The sequence below is a fragment of the Hydrogenophaga sp. L99 genome, assembly GCF_058731905.1.
This window is the reverse complement of record NZ_CM178972.1, coordinates 534,380-551,239: the sequence shown is the minus strand read 5'-3', so window position 1 is coordinate 551,239 and position 16,860 is coordinate 534,380. Positions and strand designations below refer to the sequence as shown.

Sequence of the window (16,860 nt, the reverse complement as noted above, 5' to 3'; positions counted from 1 at the left end):
TCGCTCAGGAGGGCAAGGGCACCCGCATGACAGGTCACGCAGTGCGGGTGCTGCGCATGGGAATCACCGGCCTGATCCGTGGGGTCGGTCTGCAGCGACGCGCCTGCCACGCCAGCATGCAACGCCGCACAGGGCTCTTGGAGGCAGGGCGCGTCCGTAGTCGCACCGGCCCACTGCAAGGGCAAGCAGAACAGGAACAACAAGGCAAACAGACAGGCACGCATGGTGGGTTGATTGTAGAGGTACGCTTGCCAGGGCACTATCGACCGGAGCCGCCGCCCGCGCCTCGCGGCATCTCAAGCCCTTGGAACGCCCTGATCGTGGCCAGCAGCTCAGGCGCTACCGGCATAGGCCGAAACGCCCCGACGTTCGATCGGCCGGTGTTGCCCAGCGGCAGGCGGCCCAGCAAGTGTCCCAAAGGCACCAGCAACAGCCGCATTAGCTGACCATTCACTTCGGCCAGGTTGTGCGTCCGCCAGGCCAGCGCGAGCATCAGTCCATGCGTTTGCGCATGGGGGACCAACCTCGTCTGCCCGAGCACGTGCAGCGCTTCGAGCAAATGCCAAGCCTGCGTTAGATCCCTGCGATCAACCCGAAGATACGCCCCGCGCAAACGTTCGAAGGTGGGTGCGTCAAAAGCCACCGACGTTGTGGGTTCAGTGTGCATGGTCATGGTTTCTCAATTCATGATCGTGGGCCTTGATTTTTTGCTCCCCCAGTTCACCCCGCGCTTGCCTCAGCACTTGCCAGCCCCCATGCAGTGCCAGACCCGCCATCAACGCCGCCACCAGCAGGTCGGGCCAGGCGGTGCCGGTGCCAAAGACACCCAATGCCGCCAGAAATACCGCCACGTTGCCAATGGCGTCGTTGCGCGAGCACAACCAGACGCTGCGCATGTTGGCGTCGCCTTCGCGAAAAGCGTAAAGCAGCCAGGCCACCGACACGTTGGCCAGCAGCGCCAGCAGTGCCACCACACCCATGGTCGGCGCATCGGGCACACCGCCGTTCCAAACGGCCCACAGCGCGCTGGCCAAAACATAAACACCAAAGCCCATCATGCTGAGCGCTTTGAGCACGGCCGCCCGAGCCCGCCAGGCCAGCGCCGAAGCCAGCACAGCCAGCGAGACGCCGTAGTTCAACGCGTCACCGGCGAAATCAATGGCGTCGGCGAGCAGGGACAAGGAACCTGACCTGAAGCCTGCGCCCAGTTCGACCAGGAACATGGCGGCATTGACGATGAGTGCCACCCACAGAACGCGACGGTAGCGCGCCAGGTTGACGATTTGACCGGGGGCGGGGCATTCGTGTTCACAACAGTTGGAAGACATGGAAACTCCTTCAGAATGCTGCATTGGAAACCCTGGAGCCACTTCAGGGTCAAGCCCTTGGCCCATTCGAACGGAGAAAAGCACCATGCGCATCAAAGAACTCGCCCTGGCCACTGGCGTGGAAGCGGACACCATCCGCTACGATGAGAAACAAGGCCTCTTGCCCGAGCCGGCGCACCATGACAACGGCTACCGCGACTACGAGAGCACTCACCTGGAACGCCTAGCTTTCATTCGCCATTGTCGAGCGCTGGAGATGCCGCTTGCTGACATTCGTCGACTGTTGACGCGCTGGACGCGCCGGGCGAGCCGCACCCGGATGTGGACGGTCTGGTCCAGGGACAGATCGATAAAGGCAGGGCACGTCTCCAGAGTATGCGAGCGCTGGAGAAACAACTGGTGCTACTCAAGGCCAGTTGTGGCCGTTGTGACAACGATGGAACAGACTGCGGAATCCTCAAAGAATTGGTGGCGGCCGCCCATGGCGAGGCCTGCGCGTGCCATCCCCATCTTGCGCGCTGACCGACCATGACCACTTTTTTGCTTTACGTCGCCTCCGCGTTGGCCGAGATCGTTGGTTGTTATCTGCCCTGGTTGTGGCTGCGCCAAGGAGGCTCAGTTTGGTTGCTGCTGCCGGCAGTGGTCAGTCTGGCGCTGTTCGCCTGGCTGCTCACCTTGCATGGTGCGGCCACGGGGCGGGTGTACGCGGCCTATGGTGGCGTGTACATCGGCGCAGCCATCGCGTGGCTGTGGATAGTGGATGGTGTCCGACCTTCAGCCTGGGATGTGACCGGTGCGGCCGTGGCCTTGTTGGGCATGGGGATCATCGCGTTCCAGCCGCGCTGACCAGTTCAGCATCCGATCCGATCGACAGGGGCGGCAGATTCGCCGACAAATTGCAGTCAAAACTGTCATCGAAAGGCAAGCCTGCGGTCACCTTCTCACCACTACATTGGCCCTGTACACCGTACCACGTTGCATCACCCGATCAACGTGAAACTCTCAGGAGCAACCATGATTCGCAAGTTCAACATCCTCGTGCTTTCCTTCGCTGCAACCCTACCGGCTTTCGCCATGGATGCGGCTCAATCTGAGGCCAAGCAGACAGTCCCGCTGGTGAATGGAGAAACCCTGTACGTCTTCAAGGACGGAAAGATGGCAAAGGCCAATCGGTTTGGACGCACTGTATTCCTCAAACAGGGTGAGGTTGTCCAATCGGCCGGCGGGCAAAAAATCAGCACTGTAGGTAACGAAGTGGCACGCCTTGACGTCTTGGGACGCAAGGGACACGAGAACTGATCGCGACTTCCCCGCAGAAACAGCCACTCTGTCTAGGGGTGGCTTCTTTATTTGCGACGGATTATCACTGTGACAACAGCCAACATGGCCAGATAGTTGACCACCATGAACCATGGCGTGTTCCAGGCAATGCCGTCGAACCCCCAATAGGTCACCGGGTAGAGCACAGGGGACGGGTAAAAATCAGCCGAGTGTGTGAACACATCGATCAGGATGTGGGACCACCAGCCCAGCAATGGTATCCAGAGGCGTCTCAACCATACCCAGCAGGCAGTGGTGACCACACCGGCAACCAAGGCGCTGTGCATCACACAATGCAAATGGTGGGTCAGTAGCGTCAGTGCAGGCGGCATCGAGGGCTCATAGCCCGGCAGAGCATTGGCATAAGCCTGCAAGACGGACCAGCCATCGGACGTGACCAGTGCCAGGTACCCCAGAGGCAGCAACTGGACCAGGTCAGGCGCCACCGCCATACCGACCGCCAGGGCGGTAGTCCGATAGTCCAGGCGACGGTTCTGATGTACCCACGCGGCTCCGAGACCGACCCAGACCCCATGGGCAACAATGTCCATGATCAATGGCCCGGATGTGGAGCGCCGCTCTGAGTTGAGCTCGCTCGCAGGCGCAACGCATTGCTGATCACAGACGCGGAACTCAGGCTCATCGCCAGCGCCGCGATCATCGGCGACAGCAGCCAGCCGGTGAGCGGGAACAGCACGCCCGCCGCCAGCGGCACCCCCAGCGCGTTGTAAACGAAGGCGAAGCCGAGGTTCTGCTTCATGTTGGCCACGGTCGCCACCGACAGCGCGCGCGCCGTCGCGATGCCGCGCAGGTCGCCCTTGACGAGGGTGAGCTGGGCGCTGTTCATCGCCACGTCGGTGCCGGTGCCCATCGCGATGCCGACATCGGCCTTGGCCAGCGCGGGCGCATCGTTGATGCCGTCGCCGGCCATCGCGACGACCCGGCCTTCCCTCTGCAGCTTCTCGACCAGCGCCAGCTTGTCGGCCGGCTTGACCTCGCCATGCACTTCGTCGATGCCCAGCCGCCGGCCGACGGCGCGGGCCGTGGTCAGCCCGTCGCCGGTGGCCATGACCACGCGCAGGCCGGCCGCGTGCAGCGACTTCAAGGCTTCGGGCGTCGTGTCCTTGACCGGGTCGGACACCGCCAGCAGGCCCGCGAGCCGGCCATCGACCGCCAGGTGCATGACGCTGGCGCCTTCGGCGCGCAGCGCCTCGGCCTGCTCGGCCAGTGGCTCGACCTCGACACCAAGCTGGTCCATCAGCGCGGTGTTGCCCAGTGCCAGCGACCGACCCTCGACCTGGCCGCGCACGCCGATGCCGGACTCGGAATCGAAGTCCTTGGGTTTGGCCAGCGCCAGCCCCTGCTTGCGCGCCGCCGCGACGATGGCCGCGGCCAGCGGGTGTTCGCTGCCCTGGTCGAGGCTGGCGGCCAGGCGCAGCACTTCCGCGTCCTCGAACCCGTCGGCCGCGATGGCTTTCTCGAAGGCCGGACGGCCCTCGGTCAGCGTGCCGGTCTTGTCGACGATCAGCGTGTCGATCTTGCGCAGGTTCTCGATCGCCGCGGCGTCGCGGAACAGCACGCCACTGGTCGCGCCCTTGCCGGTGGCGACCATGATCGACATCGGCGTGGCCAGGCCCAGCGCACAGGGACAGGCGATGATCAGCACTGCCACCGCATTGATCAGGCCGAAGACCCAGCCCTGTTCGGGGCCGAACAGGCCCCAGGCGAAGAAGGTCAGCACGGCGATGGCGACCACCGCGACGACGAAGACGCCGGCCACCCGGTCGGCCATGCGCTGCATCGGCGCGCGCGAGCGCTGGGCCTGGGCGACCATCTGCACGATCTGCGACAGCACCGTGGCCGAGCCGACATGGTCCGCGCGCATGACCAGCGCGCCGCTGGTGTTCATCGTGGCGCCGATGACCTTGTCGCCGGCTCGCTTGCTCACCGGCAGCGGCTCGCCGGTCAGCATCGACTCGTCGAGCGCGCTGCTGCCTTCCTCGACCACCCCGTCCACCGGCACCTTCTCGCCGGGACGCACGCGCAGCCGGTCGCCGACATGGATGTGCGACAGCGGCACGTCTTCCTCGCTGCCGTCGTCCTTGATCCGGCGCGCCGTCTTCGGCGCCAGGCCGAGCAGCGACTTGATCGCGGCCGAGGTCTGCGAGCGCGCCTTCAGCTCCAGGATCTGGCCAAACAGCGTCAGCGAGATGATCACCGCCGCCGCCTCGAAATAGACCGCGACGACGCCGTTGCTGACGAAGGCGGCCGGGAAGATCTGCGGCGCCACCGTGGCCACGACGCTGTAGACGAAGGCCACGCTGGTGCCCAGGCCGATCAGCGTCCACATATTGGGGCTGCGGTGGATCACCGACTTCAGGCCGCGCACGTAGAAGGGCCAGCCGGCCCACAGCGCGACCGGCAGCGTCAATACCAGCTCGATCCAGGTCTGCACGCCGGGCGCGAACCAGCCGAAGCGGTGGCCGCCCATGGCCAGGACCGTCACCGCCACGGTGAACGGCAGCGTCCACCAGAAGCGGCGCGAGAAGTCGGCCAGTTCCGGGTTCTTCTCGTCGTCGAGCGTGGGCATCTCGGGCTCGAGCGACATGCCGCACTTCGGGCAGTCGCCGGGATGGTCCTGGCGGATCTCCGGGTGCATCGGGCAGGTGTAGATCGTGCCGGCGGGTGGCGGCGGCTCGGCGGCAATTGGCTTCGCCTTGGCCGACGTGTAGCGGGCCGGGTCGGCGACGAACTTGCCGCGGCACCTGGCGCTGCAGAAGTAGTACGGTAGGCCGTCGTGCTCGACGTGGTGTTCGGAGTCCTTCGTAACCGACATGCCGCACACCGGGTCCTTCGGACCCCGGGAGCCCTCTTGATCGTGCGTGGCGGGCGAGTGGTGGTGGCCGTGGCCGGCGTGATCGTGCGAGGTGCGCGTGTCCATGGCTCACGCGTCCTTGTCGCCGCGCGGGCCGGGTGCCGATCGGTGATCGCTATGACCACCATGCCCACCATGGCCGTGGAACAGATGCATCAGCGGGCAGGCCAGCAGCAGCAGGTAGATCCAATTGCCGGCGACATGGCTCCAGTGCTGGCGCAGCAGGTAGAAGCCGCCGATCAGAGCGACCATCAGCAGCGCGAGCTTGAGCAGGCGGCCGACGCCGGGCGCGCGCCGTGCAACGGTCCGTTGTCCGTGATGGGTTGTCGTCATTTGTGTTCTCCTGTCGAATCCATCGGTGTGGCAGACACCGATGGATCCAAGATAAACCTTGACATCATGTAAAGGTCAAGGCCCGTCAGCTGGACACTCAGCCGCAGATTCAGCCCTTGTCCACCGCATCCCGGTCGAGCAAGGCCTTGCGCTCTTCGTACTGTTCGGGCGAGATCTCGCCGCTGGCCAGCCGCCGTTGCAGAACCTCAAGAGGTGTTTCGCGCGGCCGTCGGCGTTGCTCGCTCGGGCGACCCCAACCGTAGAAGACGAGCACGCCGATCAAGGTAATCCAGAAGATCCACCAGAACCCGTGCATGCCGCCCATGAAGAAACCGTTGTCGTAGAACATGTGCATCTCCTTCACTCCTGGGCACTGCCGGTTGCCTGGACCAGTGCCGCTCTCACCCGCTCCAGACGTCCGCGTACCTCGTGGGCGACGCGTGCGATTTCGGGGTTGCTGGTCATCTGCAGCACGGCCACTGGGTCCATGAACGCGACGCCGATCTGGCCATCAGGCTTTTCACGAACGACCACGTTGCAGGGCAGCAGAAGGCCGATGTCGGGCTCCGCCTCCAGGGCGCGGTGCGCGAGCGGCGGATTGCAGGCACCGAGAATCCGGTACGGTCGCCCATCGATCCCGAGCTTGGCTTTCATGGTGTCCTGCACGTCGATCTCGGTGAGAACGCCGAAGCCCTCGGTCTTCAGCGCATCGACGACGCGCGCGACGGCCTTGGCGAAGTCGGTATCGGTGATCTCGCAGTGAAAACCATAGGCGGTGGCCGTCCGCGGCGCCTGTGTGCTGGGTATGGTGGCCATGGTCGGTCTCCTCACTTTGTCGCCGGGACCGACTGCATGCGGTCCATCATCATCTCCATCATGCTCTGCATCATGTCCATGCGCATTTCCATCATTTGATGGCGCTGTGTCAGGTCCGGCGTGGCCGCGCCCGGGGCGCCTATCCCCTGCATGCCCGCCATGCCACCCATGGGCTTCATGCCTTTCATCATGTCCATGCCTTCTTGCATGGCCTTCATGTGTTCGACCATCAGCGCCTCGCGTTCGGCCGGTGTCTTGGCGGCTGCCATCTTGGTGTGCATTGCTTGCATCGTGGCCATGTGCTGCTGCATGTGCTGTTGCATCTGCGGCATCGACCACATGCCCATGGGCACACCGGCCTGGGGTGTGACTTGCTGGGTCGTGGTGCTGGCTGCCGAAGTGGAGGGGTGGTGCTGGGTGTGCTCTTCCGCTTGTTGTGCCGAGACGGCAAATGCCGTGCCGGCGACAGCTACGGCCAGAAGGGTTCGGATCAAGGTGGACATATCGATTCCTTATTTGAGGGAACGCATGGCGAGATGCCATGGGGTCACTGTAGGGCTCGACCCAGGTCACCAAGATGACCCGAAGATGACAACAACGTCAGGCTCAGCGTGGCGACTGCTGCAGGGCCTGGCGATTGATGTCGTCGTGGTGGCGTCGGGTCTCAGGTGACCACTGCGACTTGATCCAGGACAGAACCGCCACGATGTCGGCATCGCTGAGCGAATCGCCAAAGGCGGGCATGTTGGTGGCATAGTCGGGCATGCCAACGGCCTTCGCTACCCCTTGTTTGGTGATGCGGATCAACACATCATCCGGGTGGTGCCATGTGTGGCCGCTCCCGTCGTGAGGCGGCGCCGGCAAGCGGCCATCGGCACCCCGCTCCCGCCAATTCGTTTGCCCTTCCAGCTTCACACCATGGCAAATTGCGCACCGGGCCTGATAGATCTGCGCGCCTTGCTTGAGCATCGCAACGTCATCCGGGCGAAGCAGCCCAGCAGGAGCTGACTGGTCGAGGCCAGCTGATCGCGACCAAAAAAGGGCTGCGGCTACCCCAGCCAATGCCAGGAGAGCCGCAGCCAACCGGAGACGCTGAAAACTCAGGTTCACTTCGCCGGCTGGATGTCCGTCACCGTCATCTGACCGTTCTCATTCGTGACGATGAACTGAATCTTGGCCCCAACGCTGGTTTTGTCCAGCAAGGCCTTGTCCTTGGCCGTGAAGACCATGGTCATGCCGGGCATGTCCATGTGCTTGATGTCACCATGCTTGATGGTGATTTTGCCGGCGTCCTTGTCAATCTTGCGCACCTCGCCGTCGGTCATGCCAGGCGCTGCCGCCATACCCGTTTTTCCTTGATCCATGTTCGTTTGAGCAAACACGGGGTTGATGGAAATGGCCGTAAGAGTTAGCGCGGTTGCGCTCAAAATCATTCGCAGTTTCACTTTGAATCCTCGTCGTTGAATTGTTTTGACACCAATTGGAGGCGGCTTACTTGGCCGCCACTTTGACCTGACCCTTCATGCCGGCTTCGTAGTGGCCCACATGGAGGCAGGCAAAGTCCACCACACCGGGCTTGGTGAAACGCCAGATCACCTCGCCCTGTTTTCCTGGTTTGAGGGAAATTTTGTTGGCCTCTTCGTGCTCCATGCCCGGATGTTTCTTCATAACTTCGTAGTGCTCTTTGAGCTCCTTTTCTGTGCCGAGGCTGAACTCATGTGGCACCTTGCCGGAGTTCTTGATGACAAAGCGGATGGTTTCGCCCTTCTTCACCGACACGTTCGACGGCGTGAAGCGCATGCTGTCTGCTGCGTCCACCTCGATCGTGCGCGTGACGTTTGCGGCGACGCCTGCCTCACCGATAGGCGATTCATCGTGCCCACCGCCGTGGGTGCCACCAGCGAAGGCAGCAGATGCAGCCAAAGCTGTAGCAGCGAAAGCAAAACCAGCACGCGAGACGATGTTGAACTTGTGGAGTTTCATAGGACTTCTTTCAGGGTTGAGTTGGGAAACGGTAGAGGAAAGCGGTTTTTAGGTGATGCGTGAGTCAGTCAGTGAGACATGCCCTTGGCCATGGGTTTAATGGCCTTGGCTGTTGCCGGCGTCGTGTCGCTGCTGGCCGCTGGGCGTGGTGCTGGCGGGAGCGCACCGCTCCATTCGTACGCCACGGTGCCTTCGGGGAACTTGTAGTGACCCGGATTCTTGTAGTCGCCCGGTTTCTGGTCCTTGCGGACCTTGAAAACCGTGAACATGCCGCCCATTTCCAGCGGTCCGAACTGGCCGGTGCCGGTCATCATGGGCGCCGTGTTGTCGGGAATGGGCATCTGCATCTCGCCCATGTCGGCCATGCCGCGTTCGCCCATCAACATGTAGTCGGGCGCGACCTTCTGAATCTTCTTGACCAGACCGCGGTGGTCCGCACCAATCATGGTGGGCACATCGTGCCCCATGGCGTTCATGGTGTGGTGGCTCTTGTGGCAGTGCATGGCCCAGTCACCTTCTTCGTCTGCAATCAGCTCGATCTGGCGCATCTGACCCACGGCCACATCGGTGGTGACCTCGTACCAGCGCGTGCTGGGCGGGGTCGGGCCACCGTCGGTGCCCGTGACCAGAAACTCGTGCCCGTGCAGGTGGATCGGGTGGTTGGTCATGGTGAGGTTACCAACCCGGATGCGCACCCGGTCATTCAAGCGCACATTGAGCGTGTCGATGGCCGGGAACACCCGACTGTTCATGCACCAGATGTTGAAGTCCGTCATGGTGTTGATCTTGGGCGTCTTGCTACCAGGCTCCACGTCAAAGGCGTTGAGCAGGAAGCAGAAGTCCCGATCCACCTCACTGATGTGCGGGTGCTTGGCCTTGGGGTGGGTCACCCACATGCCCATCATGCCCATGGCCATCTGTACCATTTCATCCGCATGTGGGTGGTACATGAAGGTGCCGGGGCGTCGTGCCTCGAACTCGTACACATAGGTCTTGCCTACGGGGATGGCGCGCTGATTCAGACCGCCGACGCCGTCCATTCCGTTGGGCAGGCGCTGACCATGCCAGTGAATTGTGGTGTGCTCAGGCAGCTTGTTGGTCACAAAGATGCGCACGCGGTCACCCTCAACCACTTCAATGGTCGGCCCAGGACTCTGCCCGTTGTAGCCCCACATGTTGACCTTGAAGCCAGGCGAGACTTCGCGAACCACGGGTTCGGCCACCAGATGGAATTCCTTGACGTTGTTGTTCATGCGCCAAGGCAAGGTCCAGCTGTTGAGGGTCACCACGGGGTTGTACGGGCGACCGGTTGTCGGGATCAAAGGCGGCGCCGTTTCCACCGACGTCTGCATGACCGGCTCTGGCAAACCCGCCAAGGCGGATCGCGCCACGGCCAGGCCGGCCACGGAGGCTGCGGCACCTGCAAAAAACTGGCGCCTGGAGTTGGTATTGGAATTGGTTTTGGTCATGTGTTGTGTCCTTTCAATGCGCTGCTGCTGCCGGGGCATCGCCACCGGCGCCCCCCAGGCTCACAAAACTGTCGGGCTCTCCGCCTTGCAAGACCCACTGAAGATCGGCTTCGGCGAGCCAGAAGTCGCGTTGTGCGCTGATGGCATCAACCGTGGCCTGGGACTGGTTCTGTACTTCGTCCAGCAGGTCCCATACGCTCTTGAGCATGCCGTTGTAGTGCAGCACCGTCTCTTCGGTGATGAACTCACGGGTTTTCAGAATCTCTCCCTGGCTGTCTTGTGCCAAGGCGTGGGCAGCCCAATAGACGTTCATGGCCGACTTCGACAGAGCACGATTGCGCAGGCCTTCGGCACCTGGCAAGTGGTTGCGAACCGCTTCGGCGCGCTTCTGCAGTTCGTCGAGTGTCGTGGGTTGCACCGGGATGGCCGGCAGCTGGTCCGGCAACTCAAAGCCATCTTGCAGGCCTGTTTGCCCCATCGTCTTGACCAAAGCGGCCTGCGCCTGAGCGGCGGCTTGCTGGGCTCGCCGCAAATTCATGCGTGCGTTGGATGCCGCCAGTTGAACGGGGGACAGTTGCAGTTTGCTCCAGTTGCCCACCGTCACCATGCGCTGTCCCAGCTCAAAGGCCGCCTGCGCGGCTTCGAGCATGTCACGCTGGTGCTTCAACACCTGTTGGGCTGCCACTGCCTCGATCCAGGCTTTACGCCCCACCGCTGCCACCTCCAGCACCTCACCGGCGTCCTCGACACGACGTTGAAGGCTGGGGTCGAGTTCAGTCCAGCGGCCTTCAGCGATCAGCTGTTCGTTTTTTGGACCCAGCCGAGCCAACGGACGGGCCAGATCGCGGTGCACCATCCAGGCCATCCGGACCGCTGTGTCCGCGGTGGGGATGGCTACACCCGGGGTGCTTTCTGGAGTCGGGGTGGCGGTACTGGCATTGGCCTGCTCCCATTTGAGCACGTCAACATGGCCGCGCTTGAGCGCCCCCACCGCGTCGTTGGCGCGACGCCAGTCGGCCTCCTGTGTCGAGCTGGCGGTCTGCGCAGCCAGCGCAAATGGAAGGGCCAACAGGCCCGCCACCAGCACCTGGCTTGTGGCTCGGTAACTGAACAAAGATTTCACTGCTATCGCTCCTTTTGATATGAATCAAGTGGGGCGAAGTATGGTGACCCGAGTCCGTCACAACCCTGTCGGCTGGATTACAAAAATGTCAGTTTTCGTCACGCATGCACCATTTCGAGCAAACTTCCGGTCAGGAGAATGTGATCGTGAAAATTCTGATCGTTGAAGACGAACCCAAAGCGGGTAACTACCTCAGCCAAGGCCTGCGCGAGGCCGGCTTTGCCGTGGACCTCGTCACCAATGGCATTGACGGTCTGCACCATGGCCTGGAGGGGGACCACGATCTGGTGATCCTGGATGTCATGCTGCCTGGGTTGGACGGGTGGCAGGTGCTCAAGAGCCTGCGCAGTCAGGGGCGACAGATGCCCGTGCTCTTCCTCACGGCACGCGATCAAGTCGAAGACCGCGTCAAAGGCCTGGAACTGGGTGCTGACGACTACCTGGTCAAGCCGTTTTCGTTTGCCGAGTTGCTGGCCAGGGTCCGGACGGTCCTGCGACGCGGCCGTTCAGGTCTCGAACCCACTTCGATGAAAGTAGCCGACCTGGAGCTCGACCTGCTGCGCCGGCGGGTGACCCGGTCTGGCAAGCGCATCGACCTGACGGCCAAGGAGTTTGGTCTGCTGGAGCTGCTGATGCGCCGCCATGGCGAGGTGCTGCCGCGCTCCCTGATCGCCTCGCAGGTGTGGGACGTGAATTTTGACAGCGATACCAATGTGATCGAAGTGGCCATGCGGCGCTTGCGGGCCAAGGTGGACGATGCATTTGAACCGCGCCTGATCCAGACTGTCCGCGGGATGGGCTACGTCCTCGAAGCACCCGAGCACACACACTGATGTTCGGCCAGTTGTCGCTGACGGCGCGCCTGACCGCGCTGTATACCTTGGTATCGGCCTGCGTTCTGGTCGGGCTGGGCTTCTTGGTCTCGTACGCGGTGATTCGACACTTTGTCGAACTCGATACGGATTACCTCAAGGACAAGATCGACCTTGTGCGAACCATCGTCGGTGACTCACGCTCACCGACGATTGCGATGACTCGCCTTGATGAGTTGTTGACGAGTCACCGCGGATTGCTTGTCGAGCTGCGCAATAACGCGGAGAAAGTGTATGGCGAAAAAGGATCGGTGTTATCCACTTTGCCGTCATCCATCGGTGCAGATGGGCGCACATTCGACTGGAGGGTTGGTGACCAATCCCTGCGCGGTCTGAGAGCAGCGTTGCGACCTCCTGCAAGTTGGCCGGGCCAGGCCGCTGACCGCGCACCACTAGAACTGCTGATCGCACTGGACACAGCGCACCATACCCATTTCATGCAGTCGCTCAGACGCACTCTGGCGCTCTACCTGATAGGCGCGATCTTGATCAGCGGTCTACTGGGGTGGTGGGCCGCCCGCCGTGGCCTGGAGCCGTTGCGAGTCATAAGGGAGCGCACGATGACAGTCACCGCCCAAAAGCTTGATCAGCGCATGCCTGTCGAAGCGGTTCCGGTGGAATTTTCCGATCTGGCGCAAGGGTTGAACGACATGCTCGGCCGGCTTCAGGCGGACTTTTCACGCTTGCAGGAATTCTCTGGCGACCTGGCGCACGAATTGCGAACCCCCATCAACAACCTGCTGACCCAGACCCAGGTGTCGCTGGCGCAGAAGCGGGACGTGAGCGTGTACCAAGACATCCTGGCGTCCAATGCCGAAGAGCTGCAGCGACTGGCCCGGATGGTCTCTGACATGTTGTTCCTGGCCAAAACGGAACATGGGATCGAGTTGCCGAACCGCGAGACCGTGTCGCTCATCGACGAGGTACGGGACCTGTTCGAATTCTACGAAGCGCTGGCGGAGGAGAAGCAAATTGTCATGGAAGCGGATGGAAATGCGCATATCGTTTGCGACCGGCTGATGATCCGCCGCGCGATCAGTAACCTGCTGTCCAACGCGATACGGTACTCGCCGCCGAACGGACCTGTGCGGGTGTCGGTGACCCAGGGTGACGGTCAGATCCAGCTTTGCGTGCACAACGCCGGTCCCGCAATCCCTGCCGCCGACCTCCCACGGCTGTTCGACCGTTTCTACCGGGCAGAGAAGTCGCGCAGTAACCCTGACTCAGAAGGAACGGGTCTGGGTCTGTCCATCATCAGAGCCATCATGGAGGCCCACGGCGGAACGGCATCGGTAGCATCCAATGATCAGATGACCACGTTTTGCCTGTGCTTTTCCACTTGGGCTTTAACGTCCATGGCTTGACCCATGCGCCCGTTACTGTCTTACCTGTTGTGCTCTCCCGTTGCGAAGGTGCTGTCTCTGCCGAGTTGGGTTGGAGGTTTGCGCCTGCCAACACCATGCTCGATTTTCGATCGCACTTCGCTAATCCACGCCCAACCTTTGTAGCGATGCGATCAATGGACAACACACCCGTCCGCGAGCACTGTGGCAATGTTCCACCAGTTCAGACAAGGCAATTTCGATGCGCTGTAAATCCGCAAGTCGGGCGCGTACGTCAGTCAGTTTCCTCTCTCCTTGCGCGCGGGCCTCATCGCAGTGTGATCCGTCTTCCAGTTTGAGCAGCTCGGCCACCTCGTCCAGGCTGAAACCCAGGCGCTGCGCTGCCTTGATGAAATGCACACGCGCCAGATCGACGTCGCCATAGCGGCGGATGCTGCCCTGTGGCCGGGCGGGCTCGGGCATCAGTCCCCGCCGCTGGTAGAAGCGGATCGTTTCCAGATTCACCCCGGCGGCTTGTGCCAGGGCTCCGATGGTGAAAATGTTGGACATGGTGCTTGACTCCGTACTCAGGTACGGCCCTAAGCTTACGCCATGAATACCCATACACCCCGTGATTCCACTCAGAAAACTGGCTTGTTGGCCCTCTTGGCAGGCGGATTGGCGGCCCTGCTTGCGTCTGCCTGCTGCATCGGTCCTTTGCTGTTGCTCTCTGTGGGCATTTCTGGCGCATGGATCGGCCACTTGACTGAATTGGGTCCCTTGCAACCCGTGTTCCTCGGGGTGGCAGTGCTTGCATTGGTGCTGGCCTGGCGCCGCATCTGGCGGCCGACCCAGGTTTGCGAACCGGGCCAGGTCTGTGCGCTGCCACGGGTCAAGCGCGCTTATCAGTGGTTGTTTGGATTGGCAGTGGCCCTGATCGCCGTGGCGCTGGTGTTCCCATTCGTCGCCCACTGGTTTTACTGAAAGGCCCACCATGAAAAAAGTTTCGCTGTCTCTGGCGCTCCTTCTGCTGGCAGGTACGGCATCGACTGCCCCTCAAACCGTCAGGCTGTCGGTGCCAACCATGGACTGCCCTGTTTGTCCCATCACCATCAAGAAGGCCCTGCTTCAGGTGGACGGGGTCAGCCAGGCTCATGTGAACTTCGAGCGCAAAGAAGCCCTGGTCACGTTTGACAACGAACGGACCCAGGTCGATGCCTTGACGCGCGCCACTGCTGGAGCGGGTTATCCATCCACCCTGGCGGAGCGCAAGCCATGAGCGCGGTGAACCTGATCTCCACGCTCACCTGCCCCCATTGTGGGCACAGCAAAACCGAAACCATGCCCACCGACGCGTGCCAGTGGTTCTACAAATGTGAGCGGTGTCACGAGTTGCTCAAGCCCCTGGCGGGTGACTGTTGTGTGTTTTGCTCCTACGGCACTGTTCCGTGCCCGCCCATCCAGGCCGGCAACTGCAACCAATGCGGTGACCTTTGATCAAGATCAACCGGCACCGCCGACTTGAGTCGGCCATGTGCGCCTAGAATCCGCTGATGCGTTTTTTCATCGCTCTCCTGCTGTGCTTGTCCATCCCGCTTCAGGGCTGGGCTGCAGGTGCTGTTGTGCAAACGCCTTGCCCCGTAGGTGAGGCGATGGCGATGGCGATGCAAGGCGCAGATGCTGGTGAGGTGATGGCTGACCTCAGTGACTGCTGCAACGACGCAGCAACAGCAGCGGCGACCGGAAAACTCTGCAAGACCGGCCAGGAATGCCAGGCGCCCGCCGGCTGGGTGTTGCCCTTTTCGCAGCCCGTAGTTCAGTCCCAGTCGTCGAGCGTCCTGCTCGTGACCGTCTCGTTCGCGCCCCCTGGCGGTGCTCCCGCCAGCGTCTGGCGTCCCCCCACGCTCTGACTCCGTTGATTCGGTCTGTGCGCTGCCGCTGAGGTAAGTGCGCAGTCCGTGACGTGGCTGCATGCCTTTGTCGCGCGCAGCCCGGTTCATCTTCATGGAGCAGAGAAATGCAAGCCTATTCAACAGGCATGAACCGGCATGCAAGGCCGGTGGTTCGCGCGATCGCGCCCAAATACATCGTCAACACCGCCACCCTGCTGATCGCCCTGTGGCTGGGCATCGCACCACCCGCCCGCGCATCGGACCACGGGCCGCTGGAGCTTTCAACCGCCGTTCAAGCCGCGCTGGCACGCTCTCAGGCATTGAGTGCGCAGGACGCCGCGGCCCGCTCGGCGCGGGAAGCCGCCGTGGCCGCCGGTCAACGGCCCGACCCGGTGCTGCGGTTCTCGCTCAACAGCCTGCCTATTGAAGGCGACAATCGCCTCAGCACATCGGCCGAGCCCATGACCAGCAAGGCCGTCTCTTTGATGCAGGCGTTCCCCGCTGAGGGAAAACGTCAGGCCCGCTCACAACGCTACGAGCGCGAAGCCGAGGTGGCCCTGGCCATGCGGGCACAGCGCGCGGCCAACTTGCGGCGGGATACCGCCATCGCGTGGTGGGAGCGGCACGCGCAAGAGAAGCGGGTCTCACTGTTGCGATCGCAGCTGAGCGAGAACCGCCTGCAGCTCCAGGCGGCCGAAGCGGCCACGCGTGGCGCGCTGCCCGCTGGTGCCAGCAGCCCTTCGCTGGACTGGTTGAGTGCGCGCGACGCGGTTGCCCAGACGCAGCAAGCCCTGCTGGGTGCCGAGGCCACCCTGGTCAATGCGCGCCAGACCTTGGCCCGCTGGACCGGCATGCCGCTTGATCAGCCCTTGGGCGATGCACCAGCATTGGCTTCATTGGCGCTTTCGGCAACGGGATTCGCGCCCCGGTTGCAGCAGCACCCGGACCTGGTGTTGGCTAGCGCGCGCCTGGCCTCCGCCGAGGCCGACGCCGAATTGGCGCGGCAGGATCGCCAGCCCGACTGGAGCGGCGAGCTGATGTTCAGCCATCGGCGCCCGCGCTACGACAACATGGTTTCGCTGGCGGTGTCGGTGCCCCTGCAATGGAACCGTGCGCAGCGGCAGGACCGCTTGCTGGCTGTGCGGCTGGCCCGAGTGGACGAGCTGCAGGCCGAGCGCGAAGAGCGCTCGCGCGAGGCCCTCGTCGAGGCCGAGCGCTGGCTGGCGGCCTGGCGTGGCGGTCTGGAACAACTGGCGCTGATCGACAAGGAGCGCCTGCCCCTGGCACGCCAGCGCACCGACCTGGCGCAGGCGGCCTACAGCGGCGGCAACGCCCGGCTGGGTGATGTGCTCGCCGCCCGGCGCATGGCCGTGGTGCTGGAGATGGAACGCATCGAGGTGCAGCTCTCGACGTCGCGCCTGTGGGCCCGGCTCGAATACCTCTTGCCCGACTCCGCCGACATGAGTCCCACCGCCGCTGCAACTGCGACTGACGCGGCTGCTTCCCCAATGCAGAAGAACTGACACC

General features: G+C 62.7%; 24 protein-coding genes. 10 read left to right on the top strand and 14 right to left on the bottom strand.

Features of this window, described 5'->3' with window-relative positions:
- Positions 1-259 precede the first annotated feature (259 nt).
- Entirely contained in the window at positions 260-667 is a 408-nt protein-coding gene (locus AC4QBL_RS02585) for a DUF3703 domain-containing protein (protein ID WP_472908031.1), read from the bottom strand.
- Positions 657-1,328, bottom strand: coding sequence for a cation efflux transmembrane domain-containing protein (locus AC4QBL_RS02580; RefSeq protein ID WP_472900178.1), 672 nt, complete (start codon positions 1,326-1,328; stop codon positions 657-659). Before AC4QBL_RS02580 ends, AC4QBL_RS02585 begins: the two co-directional genes overlap by 11 nt.
- On the opposite strand from AC4QBL_RS02580, the gene AC4QBL_RS02575 reads away from it, so the two are divergent.
- The 3 genes from AC4QBL_RS02575 to AC4QBL_RS02565 all read left to right on the top strand — a co-directional run bounded on the left by AC4QBL_RS02575 (position 1,327) and on the right by AC4QBL_RS02565 (position 2,627).
- Positions 1,327-1,860 carry a MerR family transcriptional regulator gene (locus tag AC4QBL_RS02575; RefSeq protein WP_492131624.1) on the top strand — a complete coding sequence of 178 codons (534 nt, stop codon included), beginning with the start codon at positions 1,327-1,329 and terminating at the stop codon, positions 1,858-1,860. The two genes, AC4QBL_RS02580 and AC4QBL_RS02575, sit on opposite strands and share 2 nt — an antisense overlap.
- Positions 1,857-2,174 carry a YnfA family protein gene (locus AC4QBL_RS02570; RefSeq protein ID WP_472900180.1) on the top strand — a complete coding sequence of 106 codons (318 nt, stop codon included), beginning with the start codon at positions 1,857-1,859 and terminating at the stop codon, positions 2,172-2,174. The genes AC4QBL_RS02575 and AC4QBL_RS02570 overlap by 4 nt, the downstream gene beginning before the upstream one ends.
- A 168-nt stretch (positions 2,175-2,342) precedes the next feature.
- On the top strand, positions 2,343-2,627 hold the full coding sequence (locus tag AC4QBL_RS02565) for a CopK family periplasmic copper-binding protein (RefSeq protein WP_472900181.1): 285 nt from the start codon (positions 2,343-2,345) through the stop codon (positions 2,625-2,627).
- A gap of 47 nt (positions 2,628-2,674) precedes the next feature.
- On the opposite strand, the gene AC4QBL_RS02560 is transcribed toward AC4QBL_RS02565, so the two are convergent.
- From AC4QBL_RS02560 to AC4QBL_RS02510, 11 genes are all read right to left on the bottom strand, one after another.
- Complete coding sequence (locus AC4QBL_RS02560; RefSeq protein ID WP_472900182.1) at positions 2,675-3,199, bottom strand: hypothetical protein; 525 nt, start codon at positions 3,197-3,199, stop codon at positions 2,675-2,677.
- Between the two features lie 2 nt (positions 3,200-3,201).
- A complete protein-coding gene (locus AC4QBL_RS02555) occupies positions 3,202-5,589 on the bottom strand; it encodes a heavy metal translocating P-type ATPase (protein ID WP_472908032.1) in 2,388 nt (795 codons plus the stop codon).
- 3 nt (positions 5,590-5,592) lie between these two features.
- Positions 5,593-5,856, bottom strand: coding sequence for a DUF2933 domain-containing protein (locus AC4QBL_RS02550; RefSeq protein ID WP_472900184.1), 264 nt, complete (start codon positions 5,854-5,856; stop codon positions 5,593-5,595).
- A gap of 109 nt (positions 5,857-5,965) precedes the next feature.
- Positions 5,966-6,205 carry an SHOCT domain-containing protein gene (locus AC4QBL_RS02545; RefSeq protein ID WP_472900185.1) on the bottom strand — a complete coding sequence of 80 codons (240 nt, stop codon included), beginning with the start codon at positions 6,203-6,205 and terminating at the stop codon, positions 5,966-5,968.
- Positions 6,206-6,216: 11 nt separating this feature from the next.
- Positions 6,217-6,672: a DUF302 domain-containing protein gene (locus tag AC4QBL_RS02540; protein ID WP_472900186.1), complete on the bottom strand. Its 456-nt coding sequence runs from the start codon at positions 6,670-6,672 to the stop codon at positions 6,217-6,219.
- An 11-nt stretch (positions 6,673-6,683) separates the two neighbouring features.
- Positions 6,684-7,175, bottom strand: coding sequence for a hypothetical protein (locus AC4QBL_RS02535; protein ID WP_472900187.1), 492 nt, complete (start codon positions 7,173-7,175; stop codon positions 6,684-6,686).
- Between the two features lie 103 nt (positions 7,176-7,278).
- Positions 7,279-7,641 carry a c-type cytochrome gene (locus AC4QBL_RS02530; RefSeq protein ID WP_472900188.1) on the bottom strand — a complete coding sequence of 121 codons (363 nt, stop codon included), beginning with the start codon at positions 7,639-7,641 and terminating at the stop codon, positions 7,279-7,281.
- Between the two features lie 137 nt (positions 7,642-7,778).
- Positions 7,779-8,015, bottom strand: a complete 237-nt coding sequence (locus tag AC4QBL_RS02525; RefSeq protein ID WP_472908033.1) for a copper-binding protein — start codon at positions 8,013-8,015, stop codon at positions 7,779-7,781.
- 148 nt (positions 8,016-8,163) lie between these two features.
- Positions 8,164-8,655: a cupredoxin domain-containing protein gene (locus tag AC4QBL_RS02520; RefSeq protein WP_472908034.1), complete on the bottom strand. Its 492-nt coding sequence runs from the start codon at positions 8,653-8,655 to the stop codon at positions 8,164-8,166.
- A gap of 68 nt (positions 8,656-8,723) precedes the next feature.
- Positions 8,724-10,124: a multicopper oxidase family protein gene (locus AC4QBL_RS02515; RefSeq protein ID WP_472908035.1), complete on the bottom strand. Its 1,401-nt coding sequence runs from the start codon at positions 10,122-10,124 to the stop codon at positions 8,724-8,726.
- A 13-nt stretch (positions 10,125-10,137) separates the two neighbouring features.
- Complete coding sequence (locus tag AC4QBL_RS02510) at positions 10,138-11,247, bottom strand: TolC family protein (protein WP_472908036.1); 1,110 nt, start codon at positions 11,245-11,247, stop codon at positions 10,138-10,140.
- Positions 11,248-11,393: 146 nt separating this feature from the next.
- On the opposite strand from AC4QBL_RS02510, the gene AC4QBL_RS02505 reads away from it, so the two are divergent.
- Together AC4QBL_RS02505 and AC4QBL_RS02500 are read left to right on the top strand one after the other, a co-directional pair.
- Positions 11,394-12,080 (top strand): heavy metal response regulator transcription factor, encoded by a 687-nt coding sequence (locus tag AC4QBL_RS02505; RefSeq protein WP_472900193.1) that lies wholly within the window; start codon positions 11,394-11,396, stop codon positions 12,078-12,080.
- Positions 12,080-13,483, top strand: a complete 1,404-nt coding sequence (locus AC4QBL_RS02500) for a heavy metal sensor histidine kinase (protein ID WP_472908037.1) — start codon at positions 12,080-12,082, stop codon at positions 13,481-13,483. The genes AC4QBL_RS02505 and AC4QBL_RS02500 overlap by 1 nt, the downstream gene beginning before the upstream one ends.
- A 120-nt stretch (positions 13,484-13,603) precedes the next feature.
- Here AC4QBL_RS02500 and merR read toward each other — a convergent pair whose 3' ends face one another.
- Positions 13,604-14,011, bottom strand: coding sequence for a mercury resistance transcriptional regulator MerR (merR, locus tag AC4QBL_RS02495; protein ID WP_472900195.1), 408 nt, complete (start codon positions 14,009-14,011; stop codon positions 13,604-13,606).
- A 42-nt stretch (positions 14,012-14,053) separates the two neighbouring features.
- Here merR and merT point away from each other — a divergent pair, with 42 nt between their 5' ends.
- The 5 genes from merT to AC4QBL_RS02470 all read left to right on the top strand — a co-directional run bounded on the left by merT (position 14,054) and on the right by AC4QBL_RS02470 (position 16,856).
- Complete coding sequence (gene merT / locus AC4QBL_RS02490; protein WP_472900196.1) at positions 14,054-14,425, top strand: mercuric ion transporter MerT; 372 nt, start codon at positions 14,054-14,056, stop codon at positions 14,423-14,425.
- A 10-nt stretch (positions 14,426-14,435) separates the two neighbouring features.
- Positions 14,436-14,720, top strand: a complete 285-nt coding sequence (gene merP, locus AC4QBL_RS02485) for a mercury resistance system periplasmic binding protein MerP (protein WP_472900197.1) — start codon at positions 14,436-14,438, stop codon at positions 14,718-14,720.
- Positions 14,717-14,938, top strand: coding sequence for a GDCCVxC domain-containing (seleno)protein (locus AC4QBL_RS02480; protein ID WP_472900198.1), 222 nt, complete (start codon positions 14,717-14,719; stop codon positions 14,936-14,938). Before merP ends, AC4QBL_RS02480 begins: the two co-directional genes overlap by 4 nt.
- A 56-nt stretch (positions 14,939-14,994) precedes the next feature.
- Positions 14,995-15,351, top strand: coding sequence for a hypothetical protein (locus tag AC4QBL_RS02475; RefSeq protein WP_472900199.1), 357 nt, complete (start codon positions 14,995-14,997; stop codon positions 15,349-15,351).
- A gap of 107 nt (positions 15,352-15,458) precedes the next feature.
- The gene (locus AC4QBL_RS02470) at positions 15,459-16,856 is read left to right on the top strand and encodes a TolC family protein (RefSeq protein ID WP_472900200.1); all 1,398 of its coding nucleotides are present in this window, start codon (positions 15,459-15,461) and stop codon (positions 16,854-16,856) included.
- Positions 16,857-16,860 lie beyond the last annotated feature (4 nt).